The organism is Verrucomicrobiota bacterium (assembly GCA_016200005.1).
Classification (GTDB): domain Bacteria; phylum Verrucomicrobiota; class Verrucomicrobiia; order Limisphaerales; family PALSA-1396; genus PALSA-1396.
Map to the genome: position 1 here is coordinate 22,971 of JACQFP010000084.1, position 12,128 is coordinate 35,098.

The 12,128-nt window shown below is 56.2% G+C and carries 12 protein-coding genes; 4 read left to right on the plus strand and 8 right to left on the minus strand.

Translation table 11 applies throughout. The features are described from left to right. Positions 1 to 5: 5 nt before the first annotated feature. From HY298_26265 to HY298_26290, 6 genes are all read right to left on the minus strand, one after another. On the minus strand, positions 6 to 767 hold the full coding sequence (locus HY298_26265; protein ID MBI3853762.1) for an ATP-binding cassette domain-containing protein: 762 nt from the start codon (positions 765 to 767) through the stop codon (positions 6 to 8). Between the two features lie 12 nt (positions 768 to 779). After that, entirely contained in the window at positions 780 to 1,514 is a 735-nt protein-coding gene (locus HY298_26270) for an ABC transporter permease (GenBank protein MBI3853763.1), read from the minus strand. 150 nt (positions 1,515 to 1,664) lie between these two features. Continuing rightward, positions 1,665 to 3,071: a hypothetical protein gene (locus tag HY298_26275; GenBank protein MBI3853764.1), complete on the minus strand. Its 1,407-nt coding sequence runs from the start codon at positions 3,069 to 3,071 to the stop codon at positions 1,665 to 1,667. 223 nt (positions 3,072 to 3,294) lie between these two features. Beyond that, positions 3,295 to 6,054: an MMPL family transporter gene (locus HY298_26280; protein ID MBI3853765.1), complete on the minus strand. Its 2,760-nt coding sequence runs from the start codon at positions 6,052 to 6,054 to the stop codon at positions 3,295 to 3,297. 56 nt (positions 6,055 to 6,110) lie between these two features. Then, the gene (locus tag HY298_26285) at positions 6,111 to 6,848 is read right to left on the minus strand and encodes a YebC/PmpR family DNA-binding transcriptional regulator (GenBank protein MBI3853766.1); all 738 of its coding nucleotides are present in this window, start codon (positions 6,846 to 6,848) and stop codon (positions 6,111 to 6,113) included. A 39-nt stretch (positions 6,849 to 6,887) separates the two neighbouring features. Then, positions 6,888 to 7,226 carry a YbjQ family protein gene (locus HY298_26290; protein MBI3853767.1) on the minus strand — a complete coding sequence of 113 codons (339 nt, stop codon included), beginning with the start codon at positions 7,224 to 7,226 and terminating at the stop codon, positions 6,888 to 6,890. Between the two features lie 202 nt (positions 7,227 to 7,428). On the opposite strand from HY298_26290, the gene HY298_26295 reads away from it, so the two are divergent. The 4 genes from HY298_26295 to HY298_26310 are packed head-to-tail and all read left to right on the plus strand — an operon-like array spanning position 7,429 to position 10,454. Beyond that, a complete protein-coding gene (locus tag HY298_26295) occupies positions 7,429 to 7,884 on the plus strand; it encodes a hypothetical protein (protein MBI3853768.1) in 456 nt (151 codons plus the stop codon). A 26-nt stretch (positions 7,885 to 7,910) separates the two neighbouring features. Further along, entirely contained in the window at positions 7,911 to 8,948 is a 1,038-nt protein-coding gene (gene floA, locus HY298_26300) for a flotillin-like protein FloA (protein ID MBI3853769.1), read from the plus strand. A 26-nt stretch (positions 8,949 to 8,974) separates the two neighbouring features. Next, a complete protein-coding gene (locus HY298_26305) occupies positions 8,975 to 9,661 on the plus strand; it encodes a hypothetical protein (protein ID MBI3853770.1) in 687 nt (228 codons plus the stop codon). 19 nt (positions 9,662 to 9,680) lie between these two features. Continuing rightward, positions 9,681 to 10,454 carry a type II secretion system protein gene (locus HY298_26310; GenBank protein MBI3853771.1) on the plus strand — a complete coding sequence of 258 codons (774 nt, stop codon included), beginning with the start codon at positions 9,681 to 9,683 and terminating at the stop codon, positions 10,452 to 10,454. A 28-nt stretch (positions 10,455 to 10,482) separates the two neighbouring features. On the opposite strand, the gene HY298_26315 is transcribed toward HY298_26310, so the two are convergent. Further along, positions 10,483 to 10,911, minus strand: a complete 429-nt coding sequence (locus HY298_26315; GenBank protein MBI3853772.1) for a hypothetical protein — start codon at positions 10,909 to 10,911, stop codon at positions 10,483 to 10,485. Between the two features lie 58 nt (positions 10,912 to 10,969). Then, positions 10,970 to 12,112 carry a Gfo/Idh/MocA family oxidoreductase gene (locus HY298_26320; protein MBI3853773.1) on the minus strand — a complete coding sequence of 381 codons (1,143 nt, stop codon included), beginning with the start codon at positions 12,110 to 12,112 and terminating at the stop codon, positions 10,970 to 10,972. Positions 12,113 to 12,128: the final 16 nt, after the last annotated feature.

Sequence of the window (12,128 nt, forward strand, 5' to 3'; positions counted from 1 at the left end):
AGGTTTCAGGTTGATTTATTGGACTTAAAGTCGGCGTTCAAAAATCTCTGGATTAGTGGGTTTGGATGACGGCGCACTTCTTCCGGCTTGCCGATGGTCAGGATCTGGCCTTCGTTGATGACCGCGACGCGGTCCGCCACACCGAACGCCAGATCGCGATCATGCGTGACCACCAGAGAAGTGACGTGAATGCGCTCTTTCAGGTTCAAAATTTCCTCGGCGATGGTCACCGCGGTCAACGGGTCCAATTCACTGGTTGGCTCATCGTATAAAATCAATTGCGGCTCGATCACCAGCGCGCGGGCGATGGCGACCCGCTTCTTCATCCCACCGGAAAGGTCGCTGACCGAGCGTTCTTCCAAACCTTTGAGCCCGACCAGTTCCAGTTTATCCGCCACGATGCGGGCGATTTCCTGCGGCGGCTTCAGGCGGTGCTCGGCGAGATAAAGACCGACGTTTTCACCCACGTTCAGGGAATTCAGCAATGCGCCGGATTGAAACACCATCGCCAGGCGATAGCGCTCCATGACTTCCGGCGATTGGATGGATTGGCCTTCGATAAGAATCTCGCCTTCATCGGGAGCTTCCAGGCCGATGATGTGTTTGAGCAGCACGCTTTTCCCGCTGCCGCTGGGGCCCATGATGACGAAAATTTCACCGCGGGCGACCTCAAAGTCCAAGCCCTTGAGCACCGGTTCGCCGCCAAAGCTTTTGCGGAGACTGCGCACCTGGACGCTGACACCATTTTGAGCGGGTAAAGAATTCATCGGGCAAATCCATCAAAGCATCAAACGGGTCAGGAAATAATCCAGGATCAGAATCAACACGATGGCATTGACCACCGCCTTGGTAACGGAACGGCCGATGCCGCGCGGCCCGCCGATGGTTTGCAGCCCTTGGTGGCATGAGACCGTCCCGATCACCAGCGCAAACACAAAACTCTTGAACAAGCCATTCAGCACATCGCTCACCTCAACGATCTCCCGCAGATTGGAAAAGAACGCCTTGAACGTGATCCCGATTTGAACATTGCCCACCGAGACCAATGCGCCGCCCAACCAGCCCACGAGAATCGAAAAGATGACCAACAACGGCAGGGCGCAGGCGATGGCCACAATGCGAGGCAACACCAGATAATGAACCGGGTTGATGTTCATGGTGCGGAGGGCATCGATTTCCTGATAGACCCGCATCGAACCGATTTCCGCTGCCATCGCTGAGCCGATCCGCCCCGCAATCAGCACCGACATCATCACCGGCGCCAGTTCCTTGCACATGGACATGCCCACCAATCCGCCCACGGCACTGGCCAATCCGCGTTCGACCAGCACCGGCCCGGTTTGCAGCGCAATCACGCCGCCGATGAACAGCGACAGGATGCAGGCCATGAGCAGACTCGCATTGCCGATCTCAAAGAACTGGTCGAAGACTTTTTGTCGCTGTCGCCAGGTAAGTGGCAGCGCCTGGACGGTGCGCCAGAACAGAATGACAAGTTCACCAATATTTTGAAACATACGCTGCTTCGTTTAGGCCCGGATTTGAAATTCAGTTTTCCGCCGGGCCAGCCCTCTGCCGTAAACCATCGCTCTTCTCCATGTCTGTGCCTGTGCTCCTCATGGTTGCGATGGGGCGTTGGGCGGATTTTTCTTATTCCCCACTGAAATTTAAAAGAGCCGCCAACGTTTGCCAGCCGTGTCGGATTGATACTGGAAAAGTCCGAACAGGAGCGAGCACTTTTTTGTCTCCGGCGTGGTCTCGCGCCGATAAAGATTCCACAACAGCGACTGGCTGGACGCGCCGGTCTGGGCGTTTTTTTCATGACGCCACACCGACCAGAGTGGTGAGTAATTGCGCTCGATGCTCTTGTTATTGGGCAGGATTGGTTCCAGCAGCGAAAGGATTTGGAGGCGCTGGTTGCCGTTAAAATCCCGGCGGGCGGTGAACAGCGGCCAGAAATCGGTGCGACGCGAGGCGTCCCCGGTTTCCTCGTTTTTCTCGCTGATGTGCGAGAAGAGGAAGAACAGAAGGCGCGTGCGCTCGCGATCGCTCGGCGCGCTGTGCTGGCGATTGTACTTATAAAGCGGCCAGAGCCAGAAATCGCTTTCCAAGGTCTCGCTGTGCGCGTGGCTGAACAACGGCCAAAACCGGGTGGTCGTCTTGCCTTCACCCCGCGCAACGACAATGAACGGCCAGGGCGCTTCCCATTCCCGATACTTTTTTTCGCGTTCATCGATGTAACTGAAAAACGGCCAGAGCAGCGTCGTGGAATCGCGCGGCGGGGAACGAACCACGCTGTAAAGCGGGAGCAATGCCTGTTGCTTTTGCGGCAGCTCGGTGCCGATGCCGCTCTTTTGGTTGGAGAAAATCGGCCAGAGCGCAAAGAACTTTTCATGCCCGCCAATGGTCTCAACATCGCCAAAGCCATTGGTCTTGGTCGTCACGCCCTTGTGTTCGTTTCCCACCAACGGCCAGAACTGCCATCCATGCAAAGCATCGCCGTGACGAACATGAAAGAAAGGGTAGAGAAAGTTGTCCGTCACCACATCCCTTTTCCGGCTCTGGATGTACCCGGGCATGAGAATGAAATAAATTTCGTCGCGGAAAAAACGGTTCTTGATCCGCCCATACAGCGGCAGCAACGCCGTGTAATTGTAGCTGGGATCAGCCGACCGTTGCTGAAAATAAATCGGGAACAATGTGAAGCGATGCCGGGAGACTTCCTGGACATTCTGGCCGCCGGCAAAGCTGAACAGTTGAAAGATCTGAAAACGGTATTCTTCTCCGAACCGATCGTAAGTCAGCAACGGGTAAAGCAGATCGAACTCTTCATAGTCAACGTCCTCGTCCAGCGTGTAAGAAAAGAGTGGCGGGGCCGCCCATTGGCGTTGCGATTCTTGCCGTTCAAAATTGAAAAGCGGCCCCATGACTTCGGTGCGGTGGCCGGGGGAAAGCGTCAACGCGAAATCATCAAAAAGGCATCCGGCATGAAGCGAGTCCGCCGCCTGGCCCTTCAGCGGCAAACCGGCACCCATGCCCAACCAGAAAATGATTAAATATCGGGTGAAATGCATGAAGCTGCTCGCTTTAGTTATCGAGTGCGAGTGGTAGTAACGCACCAGCGTGGGTCAAGCGTCGGCGAGGCGTAAACGCAACCCGCTGGCAAACCGGGGCGGAAAACCAAGGCATGTCGATAACGATATCGGCACACCCGTTAATCCGCGGTGATTGGCGTTTTAACATAGATATTGACATTAATTTGAATTGTTTTAGTTTGGCTTGACTAATTGAGGTTTTTTACCTCGGTTCCTCCTGACCCAGTGTCGATCGTGCATTGTCGCCACTGGGTTTTTTTGTTGGCGACTCGCCGACCACAAACAACTTCAAGACCGCCGGCAGAAACGTCAGCCCCGCAATCATACAGGTCGCCACGCCGGTTGACATGACGTAACCGAGGCTTTGGATGCCTTGATGTTTCGCCAGAATCAAACTGCCAAAGCCCGCAATGGTCGTGAGGCCGGAAACCAGAACCGCTTTGCCGGTACTCTTGGCCAGGATGCCAGGATGTCGTTCTTCGGCAAAACGATTCAGAATATGAATGCCGTTGGTGACCCCAATGCCGATGACCAGTGGCAGCGTCATGATGTTGGCGGGATTAAACGGCACCTTGCACAGAACCATCAACCCAAGCATCCAGATGGAGCCGACCGCCACCGGCAACAACGCCAACACCACGCACGCCAGGCTGCGAAAATGAATGAAGACCAGGATGGCGATGGCCGCCAACGCATACCAGGCGGCAGTTTCATAGCTCTGTTTCAGCAGCGTCGTGTATTCATAAAGCTGCACCGGCGTGCCTGTGATGATCGGCTTGTTCGTTTTATTGGGGTCAAGCGCCTGCCGCAATTCGCGGATGAACTCCTTCTGATTGTCCCGCTGCCACACGTCGTGCTTGGGATAAACTTGCAGCAGATATTTGCCCGTGATGCCGACGAAGCGATTACGAAGCGGGGATGGCAAATCCTCCGGCCGCATCCGCTCGCGGTCATCTTGATTATGGATGGTCGCGAAAGTTTCTTTTACATCTTTGAACAAGGCCTGTTGAACCGCCGCAAGTTTGGCGGCCGCCGCGTCAGGATCGCCAGCCAACATTTCCTTCCGCCAATGGCCGAGCGCTTCCCGTAACCTGACGAGTTGCTGGTACAAGGCCGCGTCTTCCTGCTTCACCTCCTCGGACGCCAGCCCAAGATACCCTTGCAACGACCACAACGTCCGGCTCAACTCCTCAATCCGCACCGGCGCAAGGTCCGCCTCCGCAAAATGAATGTTTTCAATCTCCCGCTTGATTTCGCCGATGACCAACAACTTCCGCGTCTGGTCCTCGGTGAAATACTGACTCATCGACTCGACCCCGGCAACTGCAGGCAACTTTTTGATCTGCTCCTCCAGTGCCTGCGCTTGGGCCGGCGTATCCGCGATCACCGCACCGAACAGGACTGATTTTTTCGTTGAAGAAATCAGCTTTTTCTCGAACACCACCGCCGGCAGTCCCGCCGATTGCATGTTCAGCAGATCGTAATCAAAATACACTTTGCGAAATTGAAACAACGCCAGCCCGCACAGACCCAGCGTAATTGCCAACACCAGCGCGGGCCGGCGCAGCCACAATTGTTCGATCCGGGCGCGTCGGTCCATCTCGTCCGGCGGTTTGTGATCAATGACGTTTTGGCGCCCGCGCAGCAACAAGACCGGCAGCATCGTCATCATCGGCACCAGACAAATCAGCAACCCGCCACCACAGATGATCCCCATTTCCTGAATGCCCCTGAAGTTCGTCAGCGCCATGGCCCCGAACGCTCCGGCCGTGGTGAACGCGCCGGTGAAAATCCCCTGCCCGGTAAACACAATCGCCTTTCCCAATGCCGCCTCCTCGCTTCGGCCATGCCGCAATTCCTCTTCGTACCGTGTGATCAAGTGAACGCCGTAATCAATCGCCAGGCCGATCAGAATGGGCACGAACGTGATCGTCAAAATATTCAGATGGCCCACCACCAACGTCGTATAAGCCAGGGTGTAGGCCAGCCCCACGATCAAACAAATCGTGGCTTTGATCGGCCGCCCGGTTTCCTGATAACCGTAAATAAAAATGAGCGAACAGACAATCAGTGACACGATGCTGGCCACCGTGGTGTCCGTTTGCGATTGCAGCATCTCCGCGTGTTCCAAGACCGGCTCGCCGGTGATGCCGACATTGAGACCCGGCACCTCCAGCTTGGTTTCTTCCACCAACCGACCCAGCCGCTCCACCGCGTCGGCATTCAAGTCCTCGCGCTTCGCCCGTGCCGTGCACAGATAAATGCTGCCGTTGCCAAACGTGATATACAATTGTTGCTCGGCCTCCTCCCCGGCGTTGAACAAGGCGTAAATTCCCGGCGACGGCGGCATCCCCGACCGGCGCAAGCTGCTCGTGGCCTGAGTAACGATCCGCTCCAAGACTGGCAGCGCCTTGAGCATCGCATCGGTTTCCGCACTCTTCTCGCGCTTGGCCGTGCGGAATTGAGTGTTGATCAGGTCGAACAACGTTATGAAATTCGTCGCCTTGGTGAATTGCTCAACGAATGGATGATAGTCGAGCAAGGTCTGCTTCAACTCCATCAGATCCTTTTCCGGCACAAACAACAGCGCCTTGCGACCCAACATCTTCAGGTCCCCCTTGAAAAACACATCCGTGAACAGGTTGGTCTCCACTTCGAGTTTGGCCCCCAGCCGCTCCACGAACTGGCGGTTCTTCTCCATGTCGTCGCTTTCCACCACCACCACCAGATCATCCTGCGCGGGAAATTCCTTTTTGAAGGCGAGAAAGTTTTGGTGATATTTTTTCCCGGTGCCGACCAGATTGTTCCGGCTCGGATCAAACTCCAGCTTGTCCACCGTGTAAAACACGCAAACGATGAACAACAGCACCTGCGGATAAAAAAACACCCGGGGATAATGATACACCGCGTGAGCCAGCCAACCCAACGGGTGCGCTAATAAAGAATCCGTCAGCGATTTCATTTCGTAATCAACGGCTCACTCGATTTTATCAGACCGGTGTGAGACCTGGACCAGGCTCATCCCGGTTCATTCGGAAACTCCGCATTGGAATAGACTTCCTTCACATCGTCATGTTCTTCCAACGCGTCAATCAATCTATTTACCGCCGCGACGGCAGCGGCATCCCTCAACGGCACCGTGAGCGCGGGCAGCGACGTCACTTCCGCCGCGGCGCATTTGACACCGTTTGCTTCGAGTTGTTTGTGCACCGTCTCGAAATGCGCCGGGTCGGTTAAAATCTCGTAGCCTTCCGGCTCGGTTTTGAAATCCTCTGCGCCGGCTTCCAGCGCCAGTTCCATCAACTGATCCTCGTTCGCGCTGTCGCGCGGGATGACCATCTGGCCTTTGCGTTGAAACAGGCGGCTGACCGAACCCGCCGTGGCGATTGTCCCGCCGTTTTTCGCCAGCAGGCTGCGAATTTCCGCCGCCGTGCGATTTCGATTGTCCGTGCTCAACTCCACCAGCAACGCCACGCCGTGCGGGCCATACACCTCGTAAGTCAGGTCCTCGTAATTGGCCGATTCCCCGCCGCCCGTTCCCCGCTTGATGGCGCGCTCGATGTTATCCATCGGCATGTTCGCGCTGCGGCACTTGAGCAAAGCCATCCGCAACCGCGGATTCATGGCCGGATCACCGCCGCCCAGCCTGGCCGCAATCGTGATTTCCTTGCTCAACTTCGCAAAGATTTTCGAGCGCTTGGCGTCAATGGCACCCTTGAAGTGCTTTACCTTTGCCCATTTACTGTGACCAGCCATGACTTAGAATCTTGATCTCAATCTTGAACTTGCTCTTATTCAACTTCCCGCCTCCACAAACACCGCCGTGCCATAACACAAAACCTCGGTGATGCCGGCGGAGATTTCCGTCGCGTCGTAACGGACGCCCACCACCGCGTTCGCGCCCAGTTCGCCCGCGTGCGCCAGCATCTGCCGAAACGCATCGTCCCGCGCCCGTTCACAAAGCGAAGTGTAGAGCGAGATGTTGCCGCCAAACAAACTCTGGATGCTCGCGCCAATGTTGCCAACAATCGAACGCGAGCGGACGATAATGCCCCGGACGACGCCGAACGATTTGACCACGCGATAGCCCGGCAGATCAAACGTCGTCGTCGTCAAAGGATGTGTTTGACTCATAAGTGAGCGGCATTAAACACGAGTCGCAACCGCGGAAGAAGTCTAATTTTTTTTGAAACAGAATTGTCCGCGCGGGGCGCGTGTGCCCTTGCAATCCAGCCGCGATGTTCGGTGGTTCGTTGAACAGTAACAATTCAGGTTCAACCGAAGACCTTCCGCAATTGCACTTGCGGCCCGCTTCGCGCCGGGTATCATGGGCTTCATGGAACTCGTCATCATGCTGTTGGTGGCTGGCGCGTTGCTGTTGCTGCTGGAAACAGTGCTGCCGGGTATGATTGCGGGCATCGTCGGCATGTTGTGCCTGATCGCCGCCATCTTCGTGGGTTACGACCGATTGGGCGTGCCGGCGGGCCACTGGGTCTTGCTGGGCGTTCTGTTTGGACTCATCATGGGCACGATTGTCTGGCTGAAATATTTTCCCACGAGTCGGCTGGCCCGGCCTTTTGTGTCGAAAAGCGCGGTGGGCGACATCGGCACGGACAGGCCGGAGTTGCTGGATCAAACCGGCACCGCTTTCACTCATTTGCGCCCGTCCGGCACGGCGCTCATCAATGGCAAACGGGTGGACGTGGTGACGGAAGGAGCGATGATCGAGCGCGGCAAGCCGATCAAAGTGGTGGCCATCGAGGGACTGCGGGTCATCGTGCGCGAAATTTAACCAACAACAAACTCAACAACTAATATATGAACACATATCCAATTCTTGTCGGCGCGATTCCAGGGCAACTGATTGTTTGGGGTATCGTCCTGGTCATCGGACTGGGGATCCTCATTTGGGCCTTCAACTTTTTGAGCATCTTCATCCGCGCGGCGGTTTCCGGGGCGCCCGTGGGGTTCTTCGAATTGATCGCGCTCAGTTTGCGCAAAGTCCCCGTCGGCATGGTCGTGGACAGCCGCATCACGGCGGTGAAGTCGGGTCTGGACGTCAGCATCGACGATCTTTCCACACACTATCTTGCCGGCGGCAATGTGGAAATGGTGGTGCTCGCACTCATCGCGGCCAAGAAAGCCAGCATTCATCTCGTGTTCGACCGCGCATGCGCGATTGACCTCGCGACGAAGGGCACGGGCAAGACCGTTCTGGAAGCGGTGAAAACCTCCGTGAACCCCAAGGTCATCGATTGCCCGAATCCCGCCTCTGGCCGCGGCACGATTGACGGCGTCGCCAAGGACGGCATCGTCGTGAAGGCCAAGGCGCGCGTGACGGTACGCACGAACCTCGACCGCTTCGTAGGCGGCGCGACGGAGGAGACGATCATCGCCCGTGTCGGGGAAGGCATCGTCACCACCATCGGCTCGTCGGACAGTTACAAGGTTGTGCTCGAAAACCCGGACCGCATTTCCAAGACCGTGCTCGACAAGGCGCTCGATTCAAACACCGCCTTTGAAATTCTTTCCATCGACATCGCCGACGTGGACGTGGGTGAAAACATCGGCGCCAAACTGCAAGCCGAACAGGCCGAAGCCAACAAACTTATCGCCCAAGCGCAAGCTGAAGTGCGCCGTGCTGCGGCTGTGGCAACAGAACAGGAAATGATCGCCCGCGTTGCGGAAATGCGCTCGCGCGTCGTGGAGGCGGAGGCGCAAGTGCCGCTGGCCATGGCCGAAGCGTTCCGCCAAGGCAATCTCGGAGTCATGGATTACTATCGGATGAAAAACATTCAGGCGGACACGGGCATGCGCGAAGGCATCGCCGGCACCGGCAGTCAGGAAAAGAAATAATTGGAATGTTGCCCTACATGATGCCGATGAATCCAATCGTTGGAACCATGTTCGCTGCGTTTGATTCTTTTTGGGTGATTATAGCCATCGGCATCGGCTCGGCGATTTACAATTGGTTGCAGAAACGAAACGCGGCCGCCAATGATCAAGAGGCGCAACCACCTTCCGAGCCTCCACAACGCGGACAGGCGCCGACCCGGACGCAGCCGGCCGCTCCTCGCCAAACGAAGTCTGTGAGTTGGGAAGAGGAACTGCGCCGTTTGCTGGAAGGCGATGCACCAGCCGCGCCGCCACCTCCGCCGGTGTTCGTTTTTGAAAAAAAGCCGGCTCCTGCTCCGCCGCCAAGAGTGAGGCCCGTTGTCGAACACCCATCGTCCGCGCCAGCCCGTCCGTTGGTAACGCTCACGGAATCTTCCTCCGCTTCCCAACGGGTCGAGCAACTCAACAAGAAAGTTGAAACTCATCTCGGCCACGTCGGTTCAATGGCCGAAGCGACTTTCGCCTTCCAAAAGGCAAGCGGACTCGATGTGGCGGTGGCGGACCGTATGAGCAAAGTCACCGGGCAGCACGTCGCGCAGGCCGCGGTGGTCAAGCACAAGACCGACTCGCCGGAAGTCGCGCAGGTTGTTTCACTGTTTCGCAACCCGCGCACGGCGCGCCAAGCGATGCTCGCTTCGTTCATCCTCGGCCCGCCCAAGGCGTTGGAGAATTGAAACTGACTCCAAAAAGATCATGAAGCCAACGGCAGGTCGAGGTGAAGCCCGGCAGTTTCATTTTCGTCGTTCCGGCCCTGTTGCCTTCACTCTCATAGAACTGCTGGTGGTCATCGCCATCATTGCGATTCTGGCAGGGTTGTTGTTACCGGCGTTGAGTCGGGCGAAGGAGAAAGCCCATCGCGCCGCGTGTTTCAACAATTTGCGGCAGATCATGATCGGCTGCCATCTGTACTCCGACGAGTGGCCGGATTATTTTTATTACACCGCAAGCATCGGCGATGATGCCGCTCCACAGTCACTCTACCCGAGCTTTGTTTCCAATTATAAAACGTTTCTCTGTCCGAGTACACGCAATCAAATCAGGACCGACGTCTTCGAAGATCCGGCAACCAAAAAGAAATTGCTCGACTTGAACAACACCTGTCATGGCGATCGTCTTTCGAAAGTTTACAAGTACGGCCACAGCTACGAGTTCTTCGGTATTTTCCAAATCGATCCTGACACTGGGCGGCGATTGCCGAATGCGACCTACCCGATCGGATTGCGGAAGTCACCCAAGACCGTCCTGAAAGGGCCGACGCGCGTCGTGATTGTGCTGGATGCCGATGATCCATTTTTGCCCGGCAACCCTGATAATAATTGTCCTGATCCCGCCAACAATCATGGCGCGAAGGGATGGAACTGGGGTTTCGCCGACGGCCATGCCGAATGGGTGCCTTGCGTCCGCACGGCCTACATGATCACCAATGGCTGGATGACCAGCGGCGAAAACTGCAAGTGCACCGATTGAAAAGCGGACGCGCTTCTCAGATTCGAAATCACTTCGCACCTTGATCAATCCAGGCGCGGATCAACCCAATCTGCTCCTTGGTCAGTGGCGGAATCTTGTCCTTGTTGTCAGGCGGCGGCATGTAATCGTCCTCATCGCCAATATGGGCGACGTTGTGGACGAGCGTGCTCCCGGCGCTTTTCCCGGGAATGACATCCGGCCCATTCTCACCGCCCTTCAACGCCGCTTCCAGACTGTCGAGGCGAAGTTTGCTTTTCTGTTTGTCCGGCCCGTGACATTTGAAACAGGACTTTTCTAAGATGGGTTTGATGTCCTTGGCGTAGGTGACACCCTTTTTGTCGGAAGCGGGCGGCAGTTTGCTGACATCGACTTTTTTTTCAGCGGCAGCCACCGTGAAGACGGAGATCGCCAGCACGGAGACAATAGTGAGCGACAAGGTTAATTTGTGGTTCAACATAAATGTGGTTTCAGTTTTCGAACATCATTTCCAAAGACGGCATGAACGTCAAAAAGATTCATTTAAGTTTCGACACTTTTTCCCACTTGTTGGTCCTGGCCGATTTCAAGACGGCATCGCAGACGTATTGTGTTTCCAATGCGTCGCGGAAAGTCGGGCTGGCCGGCTTCCGGTTGCCGAGGCCGGTGAGAAAATCGGCCACTTGATGAACGAATGTGTGTTCGTAGCCGATTTGCAGACCCGGCACCCACCAGTTACCCATGTAAGGATGATCGCTGTCGGTGACGTGGATCGAGCGCCAGCCGCGCACGCGCCCCTCGTCGCGGTGCTCGAAATATTGCAGCCGATGCAAATCATGCAGGTCCCAGAAAATCGAAGCGTGTTCACCATTGATCTCGAAAGTGTAAAGCGCCTTGTGTCCGCGGGCATAGCGTGTGGATTCAAACGTGGCGAGCGAACCGTTGCTGAACCGGGCAAGGAAGGCGCAAGCGTCGTCAATGCCGACTTTTTCCACTTTGCCGGTCAACGTGTGTTGGCGTTCTTTGATGAACGTTTCGGTCATGGCGTTCACGTTGTCGATACTGCCATTCAACCAGACGGCGGTGTCGATGCAGTGCGCGAGCAGGTCGCCCGTGACGCCGCTGCCGGCGACCTTCACGTCGAGTCGCCAAAGGCCGGCACCGCCTTGCGGCAGGTCTTTCGAAATCGTCCAGTCCTGAAGAAATTTGGCGCGGTAATGGAAAATGCGACCGAGCTTGCCCTCGTCAATGAGTTGTTTGGCCAGGGTGACAGCGGGAACACGGCGGTAGTTATACCAAACCATATTCGGCACACCGGCCTTCTCGATGGCTTTCACCATCGTTGCGCCTTCTTTGCCGTCCATCGAGAGCGGCTTTTCACATAGAATCATTTTGCCGGCCTTGGCGGCAGCGATGGCGATCTCAGCGTGGACGTTGTTCGGCGCGGCGATATCGACGAGGTCGATGTCGTCGCGCGCGATGAGTTTGCGCCAGTCCGTTTCGACGGATTCATAGCCCCACTTGCTGGCGAAGGCTTTGGCTTTCCCGGCGTCGCGCCCACAGACGGCCTTGAGGACGGGTTGATAGGGGAGGTCAAAGAAGTTGTTGACCTTGCGAAACGCGTTTGAGTGTGTCCGGCCCATGAAGCCGTAACCGATGAGTCCAAGGTTTAATTTTTTCATAGTATTGTTTGTCTGT

Coding starts and splice junctions, on each gene's coding strand:
- HY298_26280 (MBI3853765.1), bottom strand. CDS start 6,054: ATGAAATCGCTGACGGATTCTTTATTAGCGCACCCGTTGGGTTGGCTG.
- HY298_26320 (MBI3853773.1), bottom strand. CDS start 12,112: ATGAAAAAATTAAACCTTGGACTCATCGGTTACGGCTTCATGGGCCGG.
- HY298_26275 (MBI3853764.1), bottom strand. CDS start 3,071: ATGCATTTCACCCGATATTTAATCATTTTCTGGTTGGGCATGGGTGCC.
- HY298_26310 (MBI3853771.1), top strand. CDS start 9,681: ATGAAGCCAACGGCAGGTCGAGGTGAAGCCCGGCAGTTTCATTTTCGT.
- HY298_26305 (MBI3853770.1), top strand. CDS start 8,975: ATGAATCCAATCGTTGGAACCATGTTCGCTGCGTTTGATTCTTTTTGG.
- HY298_26315 (MBI3853772.1), bottom strand. CDS start 10,911: ATGTTGAACCACAAATTAACCTTGTCGCTCACTATTGTCTCCGTGCTG.
- HY298_26285 (MBI3853766.1), bottom strand. CDS start 6,848: ATGGCTGGTCACAGTAAATGGGCAAAGGTAAAGCACTTCAAGGGTGCC.
- HY298_26265 (MBI3853762.1), bottom strand. CDS start 767: ATGAATTCTTTACCCGCTCAAAATGGTGTCAGCGTCCAGGTGCGCAGT.
- HY298_26290 (MBI3853767.1), bottom strand. CDS start 7,226: ATGAGTCAAACACATCCTTTGACGACGACGACGTTTGATCTGCCGGGC.
- HY298_26295 (MBI3853768.1), top strand. CDS start 7,429: ATGGAACTCGTCATCATGCTGTTGGTGGCTGGCGCGTTGCTGTTGCTG.
- HY298_26270 (MBI3853763.1), bottom strand. CDS start 1,514: ATGTTTCAAAATATTGGTGAACTTGTCATTCTGTTCTGGCGCACCGTC.
- floA (MBI3853769.1), top strand. CDS start 7,911: ATGAACACATATCCAATTCTTGTCGGCGCGATTCCAGGGCAACTGATT.